The sequence below is a fragment of the Bradyrhizobium centrosematis genome, assembly GCF_045571495.1.
Lineage (GTDB): Bacteria > Pseudomonadota > Alphaproteobacteria > Rhizobiales > Xanthobacteraceae > Bradyrhizobium > Bradyrhizobium centrosematis.
In genome coordinates, this window is sequence record NZ_CP120703.1 from 2,854,075 (window position 1) to 2,876,676 (window position 22,602).

Genomic DNA, 22,602 nt, shown 5'->3' on the forward strand with positions numbered 1-22,602 from the left:
GACCGCGGGGGATTCGAACTCGCCCCGAGCGAGGGCGCCCGGCCCTAGATATGAACAGCTCCGAATCCGAGTGCTGTCCTGATCAGGACACCCGCGATTTGAAATTAGGACATTGATTCACATTCGATATGGCCGGAACCCGATACCTCGGGAAAACTTGGCAAGCCGAGGCTGGTATTTCATCCCGAACAAATATTGCGACCGGCAGGGGGCTACCGAGAGGTGGCCCCTTTCGATTCCGGCACCCGCTCGAGCGGCGCGACTGCATCAATCAAGTCCCCGATCGACTGGACACGATCCGCGGCTCGGAGTGCGACGCGCACGCGGTCCGCAGGATCTAAATCCGCAAAAGAACATATTGCGAACCTAGAACAAATAGGGTACATTGCTTTCTTCGCCGAGCCGCCTCGCAACCGTTTGTCCCAGACGCGAATCCTCGCCATAAGGAGCACGACCCAATGTCCGCAACTGCCCTGCGTATCGTCGAAGGATCTTCCATGGACAAGAGTAAAGCTCTGGCCGCCGCGCTCTCCCAGATCGAGCGCCAGTTCGGCAAGGGCTCGGTGATGAAGCTGGGCAAGAACGACCGCTCCATGGACATCGAGGCGGTGTCTTCAGGCTCGCTCGGGCTCGATATCGCGCTCGGCATTGGCGGCCTGCCCAAGGGGCGCATCGTCGAGATCTACGGGCCGGAATCCTCGGGCAAGACCACCCTGGCGCTGCACACGGTGGCGGAAGCGCAGAAGAAGGGCGGCATTTGCGCCTTCATCGACGCCGAGCACGCGCTCGACCCGGTCTATGCCCGCAAGCTCGGTGTCAACATCGACGAGCTCCTGATCTCGCAGCCCGACACCGGCGAGCAGGCGCTGGAAATCTGCGACACCCTGGTGCGCTCCGGCGCGGTGGACGTGCTGGTGGTCGATTCGGTCGCGGCGCTGGTGCCGAAGGCCGAGCTCGAGGGCGAGATGGGCGAATCGCTGCCGGGCCTGCAAGCTCGTCTGATGAGTCAGGCGCTGCGCAAGCTGACCGCCTCGATCAACAAGTCCAACACCATGGTGATCTTCATCAACCAGATCCGCATGAAGATCGGTGTGATGTACGGCTCGCCCGAGACCACCACCGGCGGCAACGCGCTGAAGTTCTACGCCTCCGTCCGCCTCGACATCCGCCGCATCGGTGCGATCAAGGAGCGCGACGAGGTGGTCGGCAACACCACGCGCGTCAAGGTGGTGAAGAACAAGCTGGCGCCCCCGTTCAAGCAGGTCGAGTTCGACATCATGTACGGCGAGGGCGTCTCCAAGATGGGCGAAATTCTCGATCTCGGCGTCAAGGCCGGCATCGTCGAGAAATCAGGCGCCTGGTTCTCCTATGACAGCCAGCGCCTCGGCCAGGGCCGCGAGAACTCGAAGGCGTTCTTGAAGGCCAATCCCGACATCACCGCCAAGATCGAGACTGCGATCCGCCAGAACTCCGGTCTGATCGCCGAGCAGATTCTGGCCGGCACGCCGGAGCGCGACGCCGACGGCGAGGAGCCGGCGGAGGAGTAAGCCTTAACGCCGAAAGTTTTTCGCGAGGAGCGGGCGCTGAAGACGTTGAGTTGCCGACGTCTTCGGTGCCCGTTTCTTTTTGCGCCGTTGTGATCGGGTGGTGCGATGAAGCGTCTGATCTTGACAACAGATTCGGCCGCCGCCGGCGCGATCCAACAGGCCGGCCTTGCCGATCTCGTCATTGCGACCGAGCGTCGGCTTGTTTGGGGGGCGCCGCCATCCGCTGCGCAGCTTAATGCATTCTTTGCGCCGCATACGATGCACCCATCGGGTCCTCACTGGCTGGACGATACGCCCTCCTGGCGCCTCGACAGTTCGGGCCTTAAGGGGCGCGGTCTGATCGAGCTGTTCTCGGAGTATGACTTGGCCGAACTGTGGATGGAGCCAGAGCCAAATGCGCAATTAATCTTGCTCTGGCTGCTCGACCATTGCGGCAGCGATAGAGCGGCGGCGTCCAAACTCGTGATGCGTCCGCTGGACATCGCCGTGAGCGGTCTCAGTCCTGAGGTCCTCGCGAAGCTGAACCCGCCGATTGTCAAGCTCACGCAAGATCATGTTGACCTGGCTGGTCGCGCTTGGCGAGCTTACCTTGCGCCGACGCCGCAGGCTTGGTTCGGCTTGCTTGAAACGGATTTGAGCCTGCTTCCGCAGCTCGAGCGTTGCATCGTTGATCTGCTCGAAGAGCTTCCAAACGTGACCAGTGGCCTCGGCGTCACGGAAACCCGGATACTGGGATTGATTGCGCCAGGTGGGGTGCAGCCCTTTGACGTGTTCCCGGGATATCAGAAGTCGAACGAGCGTCGCGTTTTCGGTTACTGGGAAGTCGGCGCGCTGCTCGATGGACTCGCGCTGTGCGAGAGGCCAGCGGTCGCTGGACTGGACGAAGGCCCGTTTTCCCTGGAGATGCACGATGATTCGAGCCGCCTCCAGCGGTACAAGCAATCCCGCTTGTCGCTCACCGGGTTCGGCAAAGCGGTGCTTGGCGGTGATGAGAACTTTTGCCGCCACAACCGGATCGATCGCTGGTGGGGCGGCACCCATCTGACCAACGACCGGCTGTGGCAGTGGGACCCCGCGGCCTTCTCACTCATCGCGCCCGATTAATGTGTACCTCTTCGCTCAGAGTGTATCGCATCATTTCGAGAGGAAATCGTGTCACATTTGATCCTGGCAACGAACGATCGTGCGGAGGTTACACTTCGCCAGTCCGGCCTTGCGAACGTCGCGCTCGGGTTCTATCCGCGTTTCGTCTGGCGGAAACTGCCTTCCGAGGAGGGGCTTTTGAGGGGGCTGGAGCGCCGATCGGAAAAGCACCGCAATCCGGGCGATCATTGGCTCGATGACGTGGGTAGCGGTGTGCTCGACGGCTTCGCCACGCGCGATATCGGTTTCTTCGAGCTGTGCGCGAAGTTCGACTCAATTGAAATATGGGTTGATCCTCGGCCGAACGATCAGCTGGTGCTCGTCTGGCTGCTGGACTTGCTTCGCCCCTACAAGGAGATCACCACGAAGCTGAGCCTTGTGCATGCGGACGACACTATTGCGAACTATGCACCGGAGTCTGTCGCGAGATGGAAACTGCCGGCCTTCAAGGTGACCGAGAACCATTTGGTGACGGCAGGCAGCGCCTGGCGGGCCTATCGCGCTGAAACGCCGGAATCGTGTTTCGATCTGCTGATGACGGATCTAGCGATCCTGCCGAGGCTTCGATCGGCGCTGATCGCGATGCTGGAAGAGCTTCCGGACAGCGTGACGGGGCTCGGTGCCACCGAAATGGATTTGCTGGATTTCGTGAAGGATGGGCACACCGACCCGAGGATCGTCGAGGAAGCAAGGTGGATTCGCGACGTGTTCGACGAAAACGACGCGTGTGACGCCTTGCTCGAACTGGGCGCGTATTCGGCGCCGCCGATCCGGCTGGGCGATCCGGCGTTCGACAATGAGGATCGCTACTTCGGCAGGAGCGAGTGGAAGGTCACGCTGACTGAACTCGGGCGTTCACTTCTCGCCCGCGAAGACGACATGTGGCGCCACAATCCCATCAAACGCTGGTGGGGCGGTACCGAGTTGACCAACGAACGGCTCTGGCGGTGGGATCGCGAAAGCCGATTGCTGGTGGCGCCGTAGGTCGGATTTGTACGGTGGATGAGCCGAAGGCGTCATCCACCACTGTTCGTATGTGGGGAGACAGAAGAGGTGGGTTACGCCTCGCGGACTGCTTCGCGCCGCGGCGGGGGCTAACCCACCCAACACATCCTACTCCGCGGCCTGCGCGTAATCGCTCACCGGCGGGCAGGAGCACACCAGGTTGCGGTCGCCGTAGACATTGTCGACGCGGCCCACGGGGCTCCAATATTTGTCAGTGCGTGAGACGCCGTCGGGGAAGCAGCCTTCGCTGCGGGTGTAAGCGCGATTCCACGCATCGTCCGCAATGTCGTGCACGGTGTGCGGGGCGTGGCGCAAGGGCGAAGCCTCGATCTTGAAACGGCCGGCCTCGACCTCGGCGATCTCCTTGCGGATCGCGATCATGGCATCGCAAAAACGATCCAGCTCGGCCTTGGATTCCGACTCGGTCGGCTCGATCATCAGCGTGCCCGGCACCGGGAAGCTCATGGTCGGGGCGTGGAAGCCGTAATCGATCAGGCGTTTTGCGATGTCGTCCACGGTGACGCCCGAGGTCGTCTTCAGCGCACGCGGATCGACGATGCACTCATGTGCGACGCGGCCCTTCTCGTTCTTGTAGAGCACCGGGAAGTGCGGATCGAGGCGGGCTGCGATGTAGTTCGCGTTGAGGATCGCGATCTCGGTGGCGCGCTTCAATCCTTCGCCGCCCATCATCAGAATGTAGATGTAGGAGATGGTGAGGATCGATGCCGAGCCGAACGGCGCGGCCGAGACCGGACCGACCGGCGCATCGGCCTTGGTTGCGGGATGACCCGGCAGGAACGGGGCGAGATGCGCCTTGACGCCGATCGGGCCCATGCCGGGGCCGCCGCCGCCATGCGGAATGCAGAAGGTCTTGTGCAGATTGAGGTGGCTGACATCGGCGCCGTAATCGCCGGGCCTGCTGAGGCCGACCTGCGCGTTGAGGTTGGCGCCGTCCAGATACACCTGGCCGCCATGGCCGTGAACGATGTCGCAGATCTCGCGGATATGCTCCTCGAACACGCCGTGGGTCGAGGGATAGGTGATCATGACCGCGGCGAGATCGTTGGAGTGCTTCTCCGCCTTGGCGCGGAGATCGCCAACGTCGACGTCGCCGTTCTTCTCGCAGGCGACCACCACCACATCCATGCCGGCCATCGCGGCCGAAGCCGGGTTGGTGCCGTGCGCGGAGGAGGGGATCAGGCAGATCTTGCGATGGCTCTGTCCGCGCGAGGCGTGGTAGCCACGGATCGCCAGGAGCCCGGCATATTCGCCTTGCGCGCCCGAATTCGGCTGCAGCGAGATCGCGTCATAGCCGGTGATGTCGCACAGCCACTTTTCCAGCCGCGCGAACAGCCCGTGATAACCCTTCGCCTGCTCGCGCGGCACGAACGGATGCAGCGTCGCAAACTCCGGCCAGGTCAGCGGCATCATCTCGGTGGTCGCGTTCAGCTTCATGGTGCAGGATCCCAGCGGGATCATGGCGCGGTCGAGCGCGAGATCGCGATCGCTGAGCTTGCGCATGTAGCGCAGCATCTCGGTCTCCGAGCGATGCGCGTGGAACACGGGATGGGTGAGGAAAGCCGTGCCGCGCTTCAGCGTCTCGGGCAGCGCCTCGCGCGTGGTGGCATCTAACTCGGCGTAGGAAAGCTGGCCGCCGAAGGCGCGCCAGACCGCCTCAATGGTTGCCGGCGTGGTGGTCTCGTCGAGCGCGATGCGCAGCGCCGTCTCACCGACCCCGAGATTGATCTTCTCGGCGGCGGCGCGCGCGACGATCTCCTCGCGCTTGGCGCCGGCATCGACGCTGAGCGTGTCGAAGAAGCTGTCGGATTGCGGCGCAAAGCCGAGCTTGCGCAGGCCGTTTGCGAGCACGGCCGCGCGCCGATGCACATTGCGCGCGATCTGCGAGAGGCCCTCGGGTCCGTGATAGACCGCATACATCGAGGCGATCACGGCCAGCAGCACCTGCGCGGTGCAGATGTTGGAGGTCGCCTTCTCGCGGCGGATGTGCTGCTCGCGGGTCTGCAGCGCGAGGCGATAGGCGGGTGCCCCGCGCGAATCCACGGAGAGGCCGACGATGCGGCCGGGCAGCGAGCGCTTCAGCGCGTCGCGCACCGCCATATAGGCCGCGTGCGGTCCGCCATAGCCCATGGGCACGCCAAAGCGCTGGGCGGAGCCGATGGCGATGTCGGCCCCCAACTCGCCGGGCGAGGCGAGCAGGGTCAGCGCCAGCAGGTCGGCGGCTAGAATCGCGAGCGCGCCCTTGGCCTTCAGCGTAGCGATCGCGGGCCTGAGGTCGCGCAGCGCGCCCGAAGAGCCCGGATATTGCAGCAGCGCGCCGAGCACGTCGCTCTTGTCGAGATCAGTGAGGGGATCGCCGACGACCAGAGTCCAGCCGAGCGGCTCGGCGCGGGTGCGCATCACGGCAAGCGTCTGCGGATGCACGTCCTTGTCGACGAAGAAGGCTTTTGCTTTCACCTGCGAGTGCCGCTCGGCGAGGGCCATCGCTTCGGCCGCTGCAGTGGCCTCGTCGAGCAGCGAGGCGTTGGCCACGTCGAGCCCGGTGAGATCACAGATCATGGTCTGGAAGTTGAGCAGGGCCTCCAGCCGGCCCTGGCTGATCTCGGGCTGATAGGGCGTATACGCCGTGTACCAGGCCGGGTTCTCCAGGATATTGCGCTGGATCACCGCGGGCAGGATGGTGCCGGAATAGCCTTGGCCGATCAGCGAGGTGAAGACCTGATTCTGGCCCGCAAGCTCGGCCATATGCGCGATCGCCTCGGTCTCGCTGAGCGGCCTGCCGAGATCGAGCGGCGCGGCCTGCCGGATCGAGGCCGGCAGCGTCTCCGCCATCAGCGCCTCGACGCTTTTGGCGCCGACGGTCTCCAGCATCGCGGTGACATCACGCACTGAGGGGCCGATATGGCGACGAACGAAACTGGCGGCGGTGTCGCCGCTGGATTTACGGTGCGCGGTCATCGCTTGCTCCATCGTCCTTAAGCCGTATGTGCCTTGTAGGCGGCTTCATCCATGAGGCCGCCGAGCTCGCTCTTGTCGGCGATCTTGATCTTGAAGAACCACGCCGCGCCTTGCGCATCCGAGTTCACCAGCGCCGGCTCGGCGGCCAGCGCCTCGTTGGTCTCGAGCACTTCGCCGGAGATCGGTGCATACACGTCCGAGGCCGCCTTGACGGACTCGACGACGGCGGCGGCTTCCGCCTTCTTCAGCGCGCGGCCGACCTTGGGCAGCTCGACGAACACGACGTCGCCGAGCTGCTGCTGGGCGTAATCGGTGATGCCGACGGTGGCGACGTCGCCCTCGATCGCCAGCCATTCATGGTCGGAGGTGTACAGCGTCGTGGTCATTGTCAATTTCCTGAAGCGGTGAGGTTTGCTTGGAAGTCGCGGGCTGGATCGACCTCTCCCGTAGGGAGAGGTCGGATCGCATCGAAGATGCGATCCGGGTGAGGGGGTTCTGGTCTCACGGGGTGCTGCGGCCCCTCACCCGGATTGCGCTGGACGATGCTCCGCATCGTCAGACGCAATCCGACCTCTCCCCTCCCGGGAGAGGTGACGTCGGGGTTGCCAGCTGTGCTCGATCTCGTCATGCGTCAGCGCTTGTAAGTGTTTTTCACGAAGGGCATGGCGGCGACGGTGAGCGGCAGCCGCTGGCCGCGCACCTCGGCGAAGAGCTTTGTGCCGAGCGCGCTCAGGGCCGTCGGCACGTAGCCCATCGCGACCGGCGCATTCAGGCTCGGGCCGAAACCGCCCGAGGTGACCTTTCCGATCGCCTCGCCGCCGGCGCCGTCGGCAAACAGCAGGGCACCCTCGCGAACGGGCGCACGACCCTCGGCGCGCAAGCCGACGCGACGGCGGGCCGCGCCCTGATCGAAATGAGCCAGGATCGCCTCAGTGCCGGGAAAGCCGCCGGCGCGCGCGCCGCCACTGCGGCGGCTCTTCTGCACCGACCATTCCAGCGCGGCTTCGACCGGCGTGGTCGTGGTGTCGATGTCGTGGCCGTAGAGGCAGAGCCCGGCTTCCAGCCGCAGGCTGTCGCGGGCGCCAAGGCCGATCGGCATCACATCAGGATTTTCCAGCAGCATCTTCGCCAGACGCTCGGCGTCCGCAGCTGGGACCGAGATCTCAAACCCGTCCTCGCCGGTATAGCCAGAACGCGAGACGAAGCAGTTGAGGCCAGCGACCTCATGCGGGCCGGCATCCATGAACTTCATGGACGGCGCCTCTGCACAGTATTTCGCCAATGCGGCTTCCGCCTTCGGGCCCTGCAGCGCGATCAGCGCGCGGTCGGCAAGGGCCTCGATGACGCAGTCGCCGGAGAGATTCGCGCGCAGATGCGCCTCGTCCGCGTCCTTGCAGGCGGCGTTGACGACCAGGAACAGGTGATCGCCGAAATTGGCGACCATGAGATCGTCGAGAATGCCGCCGTCCGCATTGGTGAACTGGGCATAGCGCTGCCGTCCCGGCGCAACCGACACGATGTCCTGCGGCACCAGCCGCTCCAGCGCGCGGGCGGCGTCCTCCACCTTGCCGGATTTCGGCCGGAGCGCGATCTGGCCCATATGGGAGACGTCGAACAGGCCCGCGGAAGCCCGGGTATGGAGGTGCTCCTTCAGGACGCCCGCAGGGTACTGCACGGGCATGTCATAGCCTGCGAACGGCACCATCTTGCCGCCCAGGGACACATGAAGGTCGTAAAGGGGGGTACGTTTCAGGGAGTCTTTGTCGTCACGCGCAAGCATCGGGGGGCCCTCGGCGGTTCCCCGGGGACGATTCCCCGAGACAACCAGTCGAAGCCCCATCTGTCGCTGTGCCTGAGAGTATTATCCCGTCGGCGGGTGCCATCCGGGTTTAAACCCGTCGGCGCCTCTTTCCAGATGTCGTCAAAGCCACGCGGTCCTTTTGCCTGAGAGTTTCCGGGGCGGTTGCTCCTTCGGCGCCGGCAATGAAGCCGGTCTCTCCCGACGTGGCCGTACGATACAGATGGGTACAGACCACAGCGGGGCCAAGCCTGTCAACGCGTCCGCGCGCCCTATCCAACGGGATTGCAGAGGGGATGACGCGCCTGCAGCAACCCTCTGATCTCCTTGCACAGTTTCTGGACAGCGAAGCTGGCCTTGTCTAAAAGCGCTTTGGCCCGCAGATATCAGCCTTGACGTTCCGGTTTGGATGGCGAGAAGCGGGTCCAAGCATACCCGATTGGATGAACATGAGCGGCGTCAACGAGATCAGGTCGACCTTTCTGAACTTCTTTGCCGAGAACGGCCACGAGATCGTGCCGTCCTCGCCATTGGTGCCGCGCAACGATCCGACGTTGATGTTCACCAATGCCGGCATGGTGCAGTTCAAGAACGTCTTTACCGGCGTCGAGAGGCGGCCCTATCAGCGCGCCACCACGTCGCAAAAATGCGTGCGCGCCGGCGGCAAGCACAACGACCTCGACAACGTCGGCTATACCGCGCGCCATCTCACCTTCTTCGAGATGCTCGGCAACTTCTCGTTCGGCGACTACTTCAAGGAGCGTGCGATCGAGCTCGCCTGGAAGCTGATCACCGGCGAGTTCGGGCTGAAGAAGGACAAGCTGCTGGTCACGGTCTACCACACCGACGACGAGGCGGCCGGCCTGTGGAAGAAGATCGCGGGCTTCTCCGACGACCGCATCATCCGCATCCCGACGTCGGACAATTTCTGGGCGATGGGCGACACCGGCCCGTGCGGTCCGTGCTCGGAAATCTTCATCGACCGCGGCGAGCACATCTGGGGCGGGCCTCCGGGCTCGCCGGAAGAGGACGGCGACCGCTTCCTCGAATTCTGGAATCTCGTGTTCATGCAATATGAGCAGGTGACGAAGGAGGAGCGCGTGGATCTGCCGCGTCCCTCGATCGACACCGGCATGGGTCTGGAGCGCATGGCCTGCATCCTGCAGGGCGTCGACAGCGTGTTCGAGACCGACCTGTTCCGCCATCTGATCGACGCGACCGCCTCCGCGCTCGGCAGCGGGCCGAACGAGCAGAACGCCGCCTCGTTCCGCGTCATCGCCGACCACTTACGCTCCTCGGCCTTCCTGGTCGCTGACGGCGTGCTGCCCTCGAATGAGGGCCGCGGTTACGTGCTCCGCCGGATCATGCGCCGCGCGATGCGCCATGCGCAGCTCTTGGGCGCGAAAGAGCCGCTGATGCATCGGCTGGTCTGGGCGCTGGTGCGCGAGATGGGCCAAGCCTATCCCGACTTGATGCGGGCGGAAAACCTGATCGAGGAAACGCTGCGGCTGGAGGAGACCCGCTTCCGCAAGACTCTTGCGCGCGGCCTGGCCATCCTGGACGAAAAGAGCGTGGGCCTGAAGAAGGGCGACATGTTCGACGGCGACGTCGCCTTCACGTTGTACGACACCTACGGCTTCCCGCTCGACCTGACGCAAGACGCGCTGAAGTCGCGCGGCATCGGCGTCGACCAAGCGGCGTTCACCGACGCGATGGAGCGCCAGAAGGCCAAGGCGCGCGAGTCCTGGAAAGGTTCGGGCGAAGCCGCAAGCGAGGCGGTCTGGTTCCCGCTGCGCGAGAAGCTCGGCGCCACCGAATTCCTGGGCTACGAGACCGAGAGCGCCGAGGGCGTGGTGTCCGCGCTGGTGAAGGATGGCGCCGAGGTCACGAGCCTGAAGGCCGGCGAGCTAGGGGCGATCGTGCTGAACCAAACGCCGTTCTACGCGGAGTCCGGCGGCCAGGTCGGCGACACCGGCGTCCTGACGGGCGAGGGCGGCATCAAGGTCCGCGTCACCGACACGCAGAAGAAGCTCGGCGATTTCTTCGTCCATATCGGCAAGGTCGAGCAGGGCGAGCTGAAGCTCGGCACCGCGCTGCAGCTCGAGGTCGACCACGCCAGGCGGTCCTCGATCCGCGCGCATCACTCGGCGACGCATCTCATTCACGAGGCGCTGCGCCAGGTGCTCGGCGACCACATCGCCCAGCGCGGCTCGATGGTTGCGCCGGATCGGCTGCGCTTCGACTTCGTGCATCCGAAGCCGATCACGGCGGACGAGCTCGCCCGCGTCGAGGACATCGCCAACAACGTGGTGCTGGAGAACGACGAGGTCACCACGCGCGTGATGGGCGTCGACGAGGCCCGCGAGGCGGGCGCTCGCGCCCTGTTCGGCGAAAAATACGGCGACGAGGTCCGCGTCGTCTCGATGGGCAGGACCGCGCGCGAGCGCGGCGCCAACGCACTCGGCTGGTCGGTCGAGCTTTGCGGCGGCACCCATGTCAGGCGCACCGGCGATATCGGCCTGATCACGCTCACCAGCGAGAGCGCGGTGGCCTCCGGCGTGCGCCGTATCGAGGCTCTGACCGGCAATTATGCGCGTAAGCACGCCAACGACACCATGGCGCTGGCGAAGACCGCGGCGAACGAGCTGCGCACCTCGCTCGACGACGTGCCGGCGCGCATCGCCGCGCTGATGGAGGAGCGCAAGAAGCTCGAGCGCGAGCTCTCCGATGCGCGCAAGAAGCTGGCGATGGGCGGCGGTTCGACGGCCGGCAATGGCGCAGCCGCGGGCGTGCGCGAGGCCGGTGGCGTCAAGCTGATGGCGCGCGCGGTCGAGGGCATCGAGATGAAGGATCTCAAGAGCCTCGCCGACGACGGCAAGAAGCAGATCGGCTCCGGCGTCGTCGCCATCGTCGGCGTCACCGAGGACGGCAAGGCCGGCGTCGTGGTCGGCGTCACCCAGGACCTCACCGCGCGCTTCAACGCCGTGAACCTCGTGCGCGTCGCCTCCGAAGCGCTCGGCGGCAAGGGCGGCGGCGGCCGGCCCGACATGGCGCAGGCCGGCGGCCCCGACGGTGCCAGGGCGACCGAGGCGTTAGCTGCGATCGAAAAAGCGATGGCGGGCGCTTAGACCGCCATGCGCCCCGTTCCGCGAGGGCGTGGGCTGCGCGATCCCGATCTTCGGGATCGCCTCTACGAATTGCTGGAGCACGACCCGCTGGCCTATTCGGCCGGGTCGCGCTTCATCCAGGTCATCATCGGCGTCATCGTGCTGAACGTGGTCGCGATGATCCTCGCCTCGGTGCCGGAGCTGGATGCGCAGTTCGGCACGCTGTTCGAAGCCGTCACCATCCTGTCCGTGATCGTGTTCGCGCTGGAATATCTGGGGCGGCTGTGGACCGTGGCGGGCCACACCCAGCACAACGCGTCCGCGCTGTCCGACCGGCTCTCCTACGCCTTCTCCGCGCTCGGCATCATCGATCTCATGGCATTCCTGCCGGCCGCCATCGTGCTCGCCACCGGCCGGCACGCGCTGCTGGCAGCACTCGGCGTGCTGCCGTTCTTCAAGCTGATCCGCTACTCGCCGGCGATGCGCTCGCTGCTCGCCGCCGTGCATGCCGAGCGTCGCGCGCTGATCGGCTGCGTCGTCATCCTGATCGGCGCGGTCTTGACCTTCGCCTCGCTGCTCTACGCCATCGAGCGCGACGTGCAGCCGGACAAGCTCGGCACCATCCCGCAGGCGATGTGGTGGGCGATCGTGACGCTCGGCACCGTCGGCTATGGCGACGTCGTGCCGGTGACGCCGCTCGGCAAGCTGATCTCGACCTTCGCCATCATCTCGGGCTTTGCCATGATCGCGCTGCCGGTCGCGATCATCTCCAGCGCCTTCGCCGAAGAGGTGAAGCGGCGGGATTTCGTCGTCACCTGGGGCATGCTGGCGCGGGTGCCGCTGTTCTCGCATCTGTCGGCGGCGGAGATCGCCGACATCATGCGGCTCCTGCGCGCGCGCACCATCGAGCAGGGCGAGATTCTGGTGCGGCGGGGCGATACGGCGTCGTCGATGTATTTCATCACCGCCGGCGAGGTCGAGATCGCGCTGCCGAGCCAGCATGTGCGGCTCAGCGACGGCACCTTCTTCGGCGAGATCGCGCTATTGCACAAGACCAAGCGCAGCGGCACGGTGACGGCGACGCGCAAGACGCGCCTCTTGGTGCTCGACGCCCAGGATTTTCACGCCCTGATCGCGCGGATGCCGACGCTGGCCGACCACGTCCATACGACAGCAAAGGCGCGGCTCGCCGACAGCGGCGATCTCGCGCTGGCAGAGCTGGCGCAGGCGGAGCGGGACGAGGGCCCGGCTGCGTAGCGGTCACTCGGGATCGAGGAAGGGTGCCACGACCTCGCGCGTCTCCTTGCTGGGCACGACGGGCACGATCTCGAAGGTCATGCCGTTGCCCTGGCAGTTCAGCACCCATTCCTGCAGCAGGCTCCGCGAAAGCTCTCAAAAAAGAAACGGGCCGCGCTGGTCGCGCGGCCCGTGATGATGGCTGGCCCAGTCGGGCGAAATTGCGGATGGCCGCTTACGCCGCCAGCGCCTTGGTCAGGTTTTCGGCAACCTTGTCGAGGAAGCCGGTGGTCGAGAGCCAGCGCTGGTCGGCGCCGACCAGCAGCGCGAGGTCCTTGGTCATGTAGCCGGCCTCGACGGTGTCGACGCAGACCTTCTCCAGCGTGTTGGCGAACTTCGCCAGCTCGGCATTGTTGTCGAGCTTGGCGCGGTGTGAGAGGCCACGGGTCCAGGCGAAGATCGACGCGATCGAGTTGGTCGAGGTCTCCTTGCCCTTCTGGTGCTCGCGGTAGTGGCGGGTCACCGTGCCGTGGGCGGCTTCGGCCTCGACGGTCTTGCCGTCGGGGGTGAGCAGCACCGAAGTCATCAGGCCGAGCGAGCCGTAACCCTGCGCGACCGTGTCGGACTGCACGTCGCCGTCGTAGTTCTTGCAGGCCCAGACATACCCGCCGGACCATTTCAGCGCCGAGGCCACCATGTCGTCGATGAGGCGGTGCTCGTAGGTCAGGCCCTTGGCGTCGAACTCCTTCTTGAACTCGCGATCGAAAATGTCCTGGAAGATGTCCTTGAAGCGGCCGTCATAGACCTTCAGGATCGTGTTCTTGGTCGACAGGTAGACCGGGTAGCCGCGCAGCAGGCCGTAGTTGAAGGAGGCGCGGGCGAAGTCGATGATGGAGTCGTCGAGATTGTACATCTCCATGGCGACGCCGGCGCCCGGCGCCTTGAACACTTCCTTTTCGATCACGGTGCCGTCCTCGCCGACGAACTTCAGCGAGAGGGTGCCCTTGCCCGGGAACTTGATGTCGGTGGCGCGGTACTGGTCGCCATAGGCGTGGCGGCCGATGATAATCGGCTTGGTCCAGCCGGGAACCAGGCGCGGCACATTCTTGCAGATGATCGGCTCGCGGAAGATCACGCCGCCCAGGATGTTGCGGATGGTGCCGTTCGGCGACTTCCACATCTGCTTGAGGCCAAACTCCTTCACCCGGGCTTCGTCGGGGGTGATGGTGGCGCACTTGACCCCCACGCCGACCTTCTTGATGGCCTCGGCCGCGTCGATCGTGACCTGATCGTTGGTGTGGTCGCGGTGCTCCATGCCCAGGTCGAAATAGAGCAGCTCGACATCCAGGAACGGGTTGATCAGCTTGTCCTTGATGTACTGCCAGATGATCCTGGTCATCTCGTCGCCATCGAGTTCGACGACGGGATTGGATACCTTGATTTTTGCCATGGTCGGGGAAGCCTCTTGGGAACGGCGCTTTTGGCGCGCCACGGGAATATCCGCCGCCTCTTAGCACCGCCGCGCGACGGGCGAAAGCCAAGGGATTATGCACTTTTAGCCGATCCAGCTTCCCCAGGCGGGGGGCGGGAGCCGGCCGCTTCCGAGGGTGCGGAATAGATTCAAAAGTCGAATCCAACCCGTTATTTCCCTTGAGAATTTCGTCAGGACAGGCAAACGACAGACCGCGATGGCGGGCCCGGTCGCGGGGCCGCTTGAATCAATTCCTGAGGCGGCCTTGCCAAGGCCTTGAGACGAAGAGTGAAAGCGAAGCCAGATGTCGGGGACTGACAAGAGCAAAGCGAGCCTTTCCCTCGACGGTCCCATCGTGATCCTGGTCGAGCCGCAGCTCGGCGAAAACATCGGCATGGCCGCGCGCGCCATGGGCAATTTTGCCCTCAGCCGCTTGCGCATCGTCAACCCCCGGGACGGCTGGCCCAACATCGCCGCCCAGCGGGCGGCGGCCGGCGCTGACCATATTCTAGAAAAGGTCGAATTGTTCGACACGGTGGAGCAGGCGGTCGCCGATCTCGACCTGCTGTTCGCCACCACCGCGCGCCCCCACGACCAGGCCAAGCCCGTGGTCGGGCCGGAGGCGGCAGCTGCCGAGATCGCCGGACACGTCGCGACCGGCGGCAGGTGCGGTATCCTGTTCGGCCGCGAGCGCTGGGGGCTGACCAACGAGGAGGTTGGCCTCTCGAACCGCATCATCACCTTCCCGGTCAATCCGGGCTTTGCCTCGCTCAACCTCGCCCAGGCCGTGCTGCTGGTCGGCTATGAATGGTTCAAGCGAGTGACGTCGGGCGCGCTGCCGCACGCCATGCCCGAGCGGTCGGAGCGCGCCTCGCAGCACCAGATGCAGGCCTTCTTCGACAATCTCGTGCGCGAGCTCGACAAGGTCGAGTTCCTGCGTCCAGCCGAGAAGCGCGACACCATGCTGGTCAACCTGCGCAACATCTTCAGCCGGATGGAGCCGACCAAGCAGGACATGCACACCCTCCATGGAGTCGTCATGGCGATCGCGGAGGGGCGCAAAGGCCCGGCCAAGGGCGGCGTGCTCGACGGCGAGCAGGCTACGCGCCTGCGCGCGCTGCTCGCCGAGCACGGGCAGGGCGGCGGTGTCTCCGACAGCGGCTCGACCGTGCGCGGCCTGGCCCGGCTGCTCCGCCGCAACCCGACCGACGCCGAGCGCCTGCTCTGGCAGGCCCTGACCCGCGACCGCCGCTTCGCCGGCCAGTTCAAGCGCCAGACCCCGGTCGGCCGCCACATCCCCGACTTCGTCTCGTTCCCGCACCGGATCGCGATCGAGCTGGTCAATCCGGGCGAGGGCGAGACGATCGCGGCGGACCGCGCCGGGCGGCGGAGTTGGCTCGAGGCACGGGATTATCGCGTGCTCGACATTCGAGCCGCGGATGTCGAGCGGGATCTCGAGGCGGAGCTGGCAAGGCTGCAGGGGATGATGGAGCAGTAGCTTCGCCAGCCCTGCCGTGGTGACGCATCAGGCCACGCTCGTTGCCGGGCTCTTCGGCGTGCCCAATTTGAGGCGGCGCAGCGCCGCGAGGTTGGTCTCGACCGAGGCCAAGCAGCAGCGCGACTTGCCGCCCGACTTGGCCTCGTAGAGCGCGGCATCGGCGATCGCGAGCAATTCGTCAACATCGGTGCCGTGATCCGGCGACATTGCAATGCCGACGCTGGCACCGACGTTCGCATGCACCTCGCCGCGTAGCTCATAGGAAGCGGCAACCTCAGCGATGAGGCGGTATCCCGTCTGTTGAGCCAGCTCAGGAGTGACCCCGTCGAGGAGCGCGACGAACTCGTCGCCGCCCATCCGCGCAACCGCCGTGCCATTCGGCAGAGTCTGACGCACGCGCGCGGCTACCGCTTTGAGCACTTCGTCGCCCGCCGCGTGTCCGAACGTGTCGTTGATCGGCTTGAAATTGTCGAGATCGAAGAAAATCACCGCGAACGGCCGTTCGATGCGTGCGGCAAGCCTCGCGCCGAGCGCCTCGACAAAGCCGGCGCGATTGAGTAGGCCCGTGAGCGCGTCGTGATGGGCGCGATGGCTGTTCTCGCGCTCGGCCCGCATGGTGGTGACCAGCATCCGGTTGAGGCGGAAGGCGGCGGCCGTCATCGCAGCCAGGTACATCGGCACCTGCAGAAACACGACGTAGAGCATCGGCTCACGCGCGAACGCTACGCCGGGAATGATAGGGCCCAGGCTGAAGACGATCATGGTGCCGGCCAGTCGCGGCGCGCCGAAGTTGCGGAAACAGATGCCGCCGACCATTGCCGCCGCGGACAGGCAGGCCAGCATGGCGACGATCCAATCTCCGGACATGATGCTCGCGATCGCGCCGAAGCCGACACTGGCGCTCCAGGCGACGGCGAGCAGGAGGTGAAGGTCGGTCGGGGTCTTGCGGTGAGCGCGGGCCGCACGATGCGCGGTGACCAGCACGGCCAGGGGGGCCGCGCAGATTGCGATCTCGACGATCAACCAGGTGACGAACAGCGCCGTCGGGTGTCGCATCGCGATCACCGCCGCCACGGCAATGGTGTTGACTGCGCCGGCGGCAAACACCGGCAGGGACCCATGCAACTGTGCAATCAGCGCGGCGCGGATGTCCTCGGGGGCCGCTGGACCTGCAGCCGCCAGCCAGCGCGTCACGCGCCAGGTCGGCTCGCTGTAGACTTCCGTGCCCGATTGCATGTGCGGAGCATTCCTTTCGACCGGTTAAAGGCCGAATGCACCTAACGGGCTCTTAAGACGGGCAACGATCACCGGTTGTGCTTGATGCAAGGTGAACTTCCCTGGCCCTGCAAAATAATGCGCCAGGATCGCGCTCGCCGACCTTGCCAATCAACGCCGGCTCAGCGCTGGAAGACAACCTTGCCGCCGACCATGGTCAGGTTTACCTTGATGTCCTTGATCTGCTCCTCCGGAACGGCCGTGTAGTCGGCAGAGAGCACCGCGATTTCTGCCAGCTTTCCGGGCTCGATGGTGCCTTTGCGCGCTTCATCGAAGGTGTAGCGCGAGGCTGCACTGGTGTAGAGCCGCAGGGCCTGCTCGCGCGTGATGGTTTCCGCCGCGCCGAAGACGTTTCCGTTGGGGTCTTTCCTCGTCACCATGATGTACATGTTGAGGAAGGGGTTGATCGGGTTGACCGGAAAATCCGTGCCGGCGCCGAGGCTGTCGAGCCCCATTTTCTCGATCAACGTCCTGGTCGGCACGGCGCGGTCAGCGGTCGCTTTCCCGAGAAAGCGTTCGACGGTCGCCGCCTTGTCCCACATGAAAACGTTCTGGAAATCGATGCGGACTCCCAGCCTTTGCGCGCGCTCCATCTGTTCTGGCCGGATCAGGCTGGCGTGGATGAGAACGAAGCGACGATCGCGGATCGATTTTTCCTTGTCCGCAGCCTCGAAGGCATCGAGCACCTGGTCAATACCCAGGTCGCCCACCACGTGGACACCGACGCGCCAGTCATAACGGTTACAGATGGAGATGAGTTGCTTCAGACGCTCAGGAGTCTGCTGCGTGATGCCGTGGTAGTCGTCGTGTGAATCGGGATACACGTCACGCATGAGCGCTGTCTTCAGCGTCATGCCGCCGTCGTAGAAGATCTTGATGCCGGCGAATTTGAGCCAATCGTCACCGAACCCCGATGAAGCCCCATTGCCTGAGATGATCGCTTCCCATGCGGTCAGATCGGCCGGAGGCTCCGGTCGAAACATCACGCCGGTGCGCACAGTGGCTTTCCCGGCTGCGGCAAGCTTCTGCAGCGTGCGGACGTCGCGTGGCTCTGTTGCCCCTTCGACCACGCTGGTGATCCCGAAGCTGTTCAGCACGCCTTCGGCAATGGTGAATTGCCGCATTTCGTCGTCTTCTGTCCAGGGTGGTACGGCCTTCTCGACCCGGTCGATCGCCGCCTCCACCAGCACGCCGGTCAATTCACCGGCTGCGTCGCGCTCAAACTTTCCACCACTCGGATCCGCGGTGGTCTTGTCGACACCGACCGCTTGCAGAGCCATGGTGTTCGCCATCGAGAAATGCCCGACGGTGCGAAGATAGACCGGGTTGTTCGGAGCAACGCTGTCGATCTCCTGCCGCGTGAGATAGCGCTTCTCGGCCAGTTGTGACGGCGGATGCCACGCGCCACCTACGATCCACTCTCCCGGCTTCTTCTTCGCAGCAAATGATTTGATGGCCTCGAGCGCTTCCGCAACGGTCTTGGCTCGCGCCATGGTCACGACATAGTCGCCCAGGCCCGCGGCCTTGAAGTGAGCATGCGTGTCGATCACTCCGGGGATGACGGTCTTGCCCGACAGATCGAGCACGCGGGTCCGGGCGCCCGCAAGCGCCTTCATCGCAGCACTGGGTCCGGTCGCGAGGATCTTTCCATCTGCGACGGCGACCGCCTCCGTGACGGTCGATCGGTCGTCCAAGGTCAGAACCTTGCCATTGATCAGGACCAGGTCAGGCGCGTTAAGCTCCGGCTGCTGCGCCTCGGCATTTGCGACGCTTGCGAAGAACATGCCCGTGGCAACGATTGCAAATGCCGTCGACTTGCGGAGCATCACGTCCCCCTGACTTTTCTGTAGACGAACATTTGAAAACGTATCGTTGATCAGTCATGGGTTCAACGCTTCTCGCGGCCTGGCAGGCTCAACATGCAGGCAAAGCGGAATGCCCTGTGGTTGGCCGAAAGCTGGCAGGTCCGAAGCCAGGCGTCCCTGTCGCCTCTACGGAGGACTGCCGAGCTGCACCGCGCGATCCACCGCAATCCACGTCGTCCTTGCCACCGCCAGCAACCTGCCGGCTTCATCATGAAGCGCGGCGTCGGCCATGCGCTTGCGGCCGTCGCGGCCGGTGGGCCAGGCCGTGATGATGTACGGCGCGCCGGGCCGGGGGCGGGTTTCGATGCGGGCCGACATCCGTCCGAGCAGGAGTGGGGTCTTCTCGAAGCTGCCGCTCTCTTGATCGTAATTGCAGGCAAAGCCGGTGGGGCAATCGAGCGCAGACCAGAGAAATTCGGACGCGACGAGGCCATCCGCGGCGGAAAGATTCGGATCGGGGATCCAGCTCGCGGCGAGAACGGGCGTCGGTGCCCGGCGGCGCAGCGGGCCAGCGAAGATGCGCAGGCCGTCGCCGTTCGCCCTTGCGGGACCGCAGACGAAGCAGTTTGGCAGCGGATGCTCGTTCGGCCTGAACAGCGCCAGCAATTCGGCCGCGCGCGCCTCCGCAAGGTTGGCGGTCTCGACCTGTGCCAGCTCGACGCTCGCCGCGCGGCCGGTGGCGATAACCTTGCCGCCGTCGCGAAGCTCCCATGTGCCATCGCCCGTCGTGCCCGCAGCGAGCGGCGTGTCCAGGGGAGGCGGCGCGCGCAGCGTCACCTCGGCAGGCCCGGCAATGTGACGGGCGAGCCGGCCACAGACATAGCCGCCGTTGCCGGAGTTCGGAGGGCCGCAATAGCGCTTGTCGATGATGATCTCTGTCAACGATCGTGTTCCTGTCTTGTCAGTCCTTCGCCACACTATCGGATCTTGAGCACAATTCGCCCCAGAACCGTGCGGCTGGCCACGGCGCGCATGGCTTCCGCGGCCTCCTCCAAAGGGAGGATACGGTCGATATGCGGACGGATTCGTCCGTCGGCCAGCCACTGCATCAGCGTATCGTTCATGCGCGCTGCCTCGTGCGGGAATTTCTCCGCCCAGGCGCCGGCGAAGACACCGATGATGGAATAATTCTTCAGCAGCGGCAGGTTCATCGGCAGAGACGGAATCTCGCCGCCGGTGAAGCCGATCGGCATCAGCCGGCCGCCCCATTTCATCAGACGGGCCATCTGCTCGAAGATCGTGCCGCCGACATTGTCGAAGCCGACATCGATGCCCTCGCCTGACGTGATCGACTTGATCCGGTCGCGCAAATCCTGGCCGCGATAGTTGATGACGTCGCCGGCGCCGTAGTCGCCAACCAGCGCGGCCTTGTCGTTGGAGCCGACGCCGGCGACGACGCGCAGGCCCAGTTGGCGGCCGAGGTCAACGGCGGCAAGTCCTACCCCGCCGGCCGCGCCGGTGACGAACAGCGTTTCGTCGCGTGCGGCGCGTGCACGCTCGACCAGCGCATAATAGGCCGTGCCGTAGTTATGCAGCACCGTGGCCGCCGCCTCGAACGCAACGCCATCCGGCAGGCGCACGCATTTGGATTGCTTCGCAATCATCCGTTCGGCGTAGCCGCCGGTCCAGCTGCTGCAGGCGACGCGATCGCCGGGCGCAAATCCTGTCACCTTTTCGCCGATGGCGACGACGGTTCCTGATGCTTCCGTGCCCGGGACGAAGGGCGTCGGCGGCCGCATCTGGTATAGGCCCGAGACCAGCAGCTGGTCCATGAAGCTCACGGACGCCGCGTGGACGTCGATGAGGATCTCGTCGCCGACTGGCTTGGGCACATCGATCTCACCGAGTCGCAAATCGCCGGGGCCAGTGAAGGAATGGCACAGAATTGCTTTCATCGTGGCGTTCTCGTCTTGCGACAGGCGGACATGCGTGGCAGCGGGCGTGCGAACATGACGATCTTCCCTTAAGGTGCCGGCGCAAATGACGCGGCATGCAGGATGTGAGCCCTTCGCGCGGGCTCGGTGCGGCCCGACACTTATCGCGGGACCGTCCCCCATGCGTCCCCCGAAGGGGCGACGGGGAAGGGAGGATTTTCATGACGGTCTTCTGGCTTCATGCGCTCGGATTTCCCGAGGTCCACGCTGATGACCGCCCGGTCAGGCTGAACCTGCGCAAGGCGCTTGCGCTACTGATTTATCTGGTGGAGGCCAAGGGCGCCGTCGCGCGCGACGTCCTTGCCGCGCTGCTGTGGCCGGAGGCCGCTCGCGAGACCAGTCTTGCGAGATTACGGCGGCTGCTTCATCGCATCGAGCTGGCGCTTGGCCAGCCCGTTTTCGAGACCGACCGGACCAGCGTGCGACGGTCCCCGGCGACCACGGTAAGGCTCGACACACATCTGTTCGAGAGCGCCTGTGACCGCGGTAGCTTCGAAGAGGCCTGCCGGATCTACCGGGGTGACTTTCTCGCAGGCTTCGCGCTCGATGATTGTCCTGAGTTCGACGAATGGGCGTTCTTCCGCCGCGAGGCGCTGAGGGGCCGGCTGATGCACGCGCTGGAGCGTCTCGTGCAGGACAAGAATGCCGCCGGCGAGCATTTTGCCGCGACGGCGCATGCCGGGCGGCTGGTCGAGCTCGATCCGCTCAGCGAAGTCTATGGCCGGCACCTGATCCGCAGCCTGCTGCTTGCCGGAGATCGCAGCGCGGCAGAGCGGCAACACGCAGGCCTGACGCAGCGGCTGCGGCACGAGCTCGGGGTTGCGCCGGAAGCCGAGACCGAGGCGCTGATGGATCCCGCAGCGGCGCCGCACGCCGTTCCCACGACGCGCTACGTCAAGGGCGCCGGCGTGCATCTGGCCTATCAGACCTATGGCACCGGTCCGCTCGATATTCTGGTGATGCCCGGCTTCGTATCGCATGTGGAGCGCGCCTGGGAGCATCCGGCGAGCCGGACGTTTCTGGCATCTCTGATGAAGCTCGGGCGTCTCGTCGTGTTCGATCGCCGCGGCATCGGCCTGTCCGACCGGATCGGATCGGCGCCCGGCATCGATGTCACTGCGGAAGATATCGGCACCGTGCTGCGCGCGGTGGAGTCGCGCCGCGTCGTGCTGTTCGGCGCATCCGAGTGCGGGCCGGCCTGCATCAAATTCGCGGCCGATGAACCGCGCCGGGTGGCCGGGCTGATTCTGTTCGGTGCCCTGGCAAAGGGCAGCTGGTCAGAGGACTATCCGCATGCGCTGCGCGTCAGCCAGTATGATGCCTGGAGCAAGCATCTGATCGCGCAGTGGGGCGGGCCGGTCGGGATCGAGACCTTCGCGCCGAGCCTTGCCGGCGATCCAAAGGCGCGCGCCTGGTGGGCAGGGCTGTTGCGTGCGGCCTCCAGTCCCGGCGGCATCTCGGCGGTGCTGGAGGCGTTTCGCGACGCCGACGTGCGGCATCTTCTGCCTGAGATCACCGTGCCGACGCTGGTGCTGCACCGGCGCGGCGATCAGGCGGTCCGGATCGCCGCCGGCCGCGACATCGCGCGCCGGATCAAGGGCGCGGAGCTCGTCGAGCTCGATGGCAGCGACCACTGGTTCTTCGCGGGGGATCAGCAGCCGGTGCTGGCGGCGATCGAGCGCTTCATGAAACGCATTCTGTAGGGTGGATTGGCCGAGGGCGTAACGCGCCTTCGCTCCGGCGGCGA

Annotated in this window: 15 protein-coding genes, 1 pseudogene and 1 riboswitch; of the genes and pseudogenes, 7 read left to right on the top strand and 9 right to left on the bottom strand. The window is 65.1% G+C overall.

Features of this window, described 5'->3' with window-relative positions:
* The first annotated feature begins 458 nt into the window (after window positions 1-458).
* The 3 genes from recA to P6U31_RS13660 all read left to right on the top strand — a co-directional run bounded on the left by recA (window position 459) and on the right by P6U31_RS13660 (window position 3,674).
* Window positions 459-1,547, top strand: coding sequence for a recombinase RecA (recA, locus tag P6U31_RS13650; RefSeq protein WP_407188960.1), 1,089 nt, complete (start codon window positions 459-461; stop codon window positions 1,545-1,547).
* A 105-nt stretch (window positions 1,548-1,652) separates the two neighbouring features.
* Window positions 1,653-2,651, top strand: coding sequence for a hypothetical protein (locus P6U31_RS13655; protein WP_407188961.1), 999 nt, complete (start codon window positions 1,653-1,655; stop codon window positions 2,649-2,651).
* Between the two features lie 48 nt (window positions 2,652-2,699).
* Window positions 2,700-3,674 (top strand): hypothetical protein, encoded by a 975-nt coding sequence (locus P6U31_RS13660; protein WP_407188962.1) that lies wholly within the window; start codon window positions 2,700-2,702, stop codon window positions 3,672-3,674.
* 129 nt (window positions 3,675-3,803) lie between these two features.
* Here P6U31_RS13660 and gcvP read toward each other — a convergent pair whose 3' ends face one another.
* From gcvP to gcvT, 3 genes are all read right to left on the bottom strand, one after another.
* Window positions 3,804-6,671, bottom strand: coding sequence for an aminomethyl-transferring glycine dehydrogenase (gene gcvP / locus P6U31_RS13665; RefSeq protein WP_407188963.1), 2,868 nt, complete (start codon window positions 6,669-6,671; stop codon window positions 3,804-3,806).
* 17 nt (window positions 6,672-6,688) lie between these two features.
* A complete protein-coding gene (gene gcvH, locus P6U31_RS13670; protein ID WP_407188964.1) occupies window positions 6,689-7,057 on the bottom strand; it encodes a glycine cleavage system protein GcvH in 369 nt (122 codons plus the stop codon).
* Window positions 7,058-7,302: 245 nt separating this feature from the next.
* Entirely contained in the window at window positions 7,303-8,451 is a 1,149-nt protein-coding gene (gene gcvT, locus P6U31_RS13675; RefSeq protein ID WP_407188965.1) for a glycine cleavage system aminomethyltransferase GcvT, read from the bottom strand.
* Between the two features lie 143 nt (window positions 8,452-8,594).
* Window positions 8,595-8,683: riboswitch (glycine riboswitch) on the bottom strand.
* A gap of 235 nt (window positions 8,684-8,918) precedes the next feature.
* On the opposite strand from gcvT, the gene alaS reads away from it, so the two are divergent.
* Together alaS and P6U31_RS13685 are read left to right on the top strand one after the other, a co-directional pair.
* Window positions 8,919-11,597, top strand: a complete 2,679-nt coding sequence (gene alaS / locus P6U31_RS13680) for an alanine--tRNA ligase (RefSeq protein WP_407188966.1) — start codon at window positions 8,919-8,921, stop codon at window positions 11,595-11,597.
* 6 nt (window positions 11,598-11,603) lie between these two features.
* Window positions 11,604-12,833 (top strand): cyclic nucleotide-gated ion channel, encoded by a 1,230-nt coding sequence (locus tag P6U31_RS13685; RefSeq protein WP_407188967.1) that lies wholly within the window; start codon window positions 11,604-11,606, stop codon window positions 12,831-12,833.
* 3 nt (window positions 12,834-12,836) lie between these two features.
* Here the strand turns inward: P6U31_RS13685 and P6U31_RS13690 are convergent.
* Window positions 12,837-12,953 (bottom strand): annotated as a pseudogene (locus tag P6U31_RS13690) (DUF3303 family protein); the annotation flags it as partial.
* A 94-nt stretch (window positions 12,954-13,047) separates the two neighbouring features.
* The gene (locus P6U31_RS13695; protein WP_407188968.1) at window positions 13,048-14,262 is read right to left on the bottom strand and encodes an NADP-dependent isocitrate dehydrogenase; all 1,215 of its coding nucleotides are present in this window, start codon (window positions 14,260-14,262) and stop codon (window positions 13,048-13,050) included.
* Between the two features lie 325 nt (window positions 14,263-14,587).
* Between P6U31_RS13695 and P6U31_RS13700 the strand changes: the two genes are divergently transcribed.
* Window positions 14,588-15,781 (top strand): TrmJ/YjtD family RNA methyltransferase, encoded by a 1,194-nt coding sequence (locus P6U31_RS13700; protein ID WP_407188969.1) that lies wholly within the window; start codon window positions 14,588-14,590, stop codon window positions 15,779-15,781.
* A 27-nt stretch (window positions 15,782-15,808) separates the two neighbouring features.
* On the opposite strand, the gene P6U31_RS13705 is transcribed toward P6U31_RS13700, so the two are convergent.
* The 4 genes from P6U31_RS13705 to P6U31_RS13720 form a co-directional block, all read right to left on the bottom strand.
* Window positions 15,809-16,975, bottom strand: coding sequence for a diguanylate cyclase domain-containing protein (locus P6U31_RS13705; protein WP_407188970.1), 1,167 nt, complete (start codon window positions 16,973-16,975; stop codon window positions 15,809-15,811).
* A gap of 203 nt (window positions 16,976-17,178) precedes the next feature.
* Entirely contained in the window at window positions 17,179-18,882 is a 1,704-nt protein-coding gene (locus tag P6U31_RS13710) for an amidohydrolase (RefSeq protein WP_407188971.1), read from the bottom strand.
* 165 nt (window positions 18,883-19,047) lie between these two features.
* Window positions 19,048-19,803, bottom strand: a complete 756-nt coding sequence (locus tag P6U31_RS13715; protein ID WP_407188972.1) for a hypothetical protein — start codon at window positions 19,801-19,803, stop codon at window positions 19,048-19,050.
* Between the two features lie 35 nt (window positions 19,804-19,838).
* A complete protein-coding gene (locus P6U31_RS13720) occupies window positions 19,839-20,816 on the bottom strand; it encodes an NADPH:quinone oxidoreductase family protein (protein ID WP_407188973.1) in 978 nt (325 codons plus the stop codon).
* 200 nt (window positions 20,817-21,016) lie between these two features.
* Here P6U31_RS13720 and P6U31_RS13725 point away from each other — a divergent pair, with 200 nt between their 5' ends.
* Window positions 21,017-22,558: an alpha/beta fold hydrolase gene (locus tag P6U31_RS13725; RefSeq protein WP_407188974.1), complete on the top strand. Its 1,542-nt coding sequence runs from the start codon at window positions 21,017-21,019 to the stop codon at window positions 22,556-22,558.
* The last annotated feature ends 44 nt before the right edge of the window (window positions 22,559-22,602 follow it).

Bases quoted from the DNA above. Each gene is read 5' to 3' on its own strand.
- P6U31_RS13710 (WP_407188971.1), bottom strand. From the start codon at position 18,882: ATGCTCCGCAAGTCGACGGCATTTGCAATCGTTGCCACGGGCATGTTC.
- P6U31_RS13695 (WP_407188968.1), bottom strand. From the start codon at position 14,262: ATGGCAAAAATCAAGGTATCCAATCCCGTCGTCGAACTCGATGGCGAC.
- P6U31_RS13685 (WP_407188967.1), top strand. From the start codon at position 11,604: ATGCGCCCCGTTCCGCGAGGGCGTGGGCTGCGCGATCCCGATCTTCGG.
- gcvP (WP_407188963.1), bottom strand. From the start codon at position 6,671: ATGACCGCGCACCGTAAATCCAGCGGCGACACCGCCGCCAGTTTCGTT.
- gcvH (WP_407188964.1), bottom strand. From the start codon at position 7,057: ATGACCACGACGCTGTACACCTCCGACCATGAATGGCTGGCGATCGAG.
- P6U31_RS13725 (WP_407188974.1), top strand. From the start codon at position 21,017: ATGACGGTCTTCTGGCTTCATGCGCTCGGATTTCCCGAGGTCCACGCT.
- P6U31_RS13655 (WP_407188961.1), top strand. From the start codon at position 1,653: ATGAAGCGTCTGATCTTGACAACAGATTCGGCCGCCGCCGGCGCGATC.
- P6U31_RS13720 (WP_407188973.1), bottom strand. From the start codon at position 20,816: ATGAAAGCAATTCTGTGCCATTCCTTCACTGGCCCCGGCGATTTGCGA.
- recA (WP_407188960.1), top strand. From the start codon at position 459: ATGTCCGCAACTGCCCTGCGTATCGTCGAAGGATCTTCCATGGACAAG.
- P6U31_RS13700 (WP_407188969.1), top strand. From the start codon at position 14,588: ATGTCGGGGACTGACAAGAGCAAAGCGAGCCTTTCCCTCGACGGTCCC.
- gcvT (WP_407188965.1), bottom strand. From the start codon at position 8,451: ATGCTTGCGCGTGACGACAAAGACTCCCTGAAACGTACCCCCCTTTAC.
- alaS (WP_407188966.1), top strand. From the start codon at position 8,919: ATGAGCGGCGTCAACGAGATCAGGTCGACCTTTCTGAACTTCTTTGCC.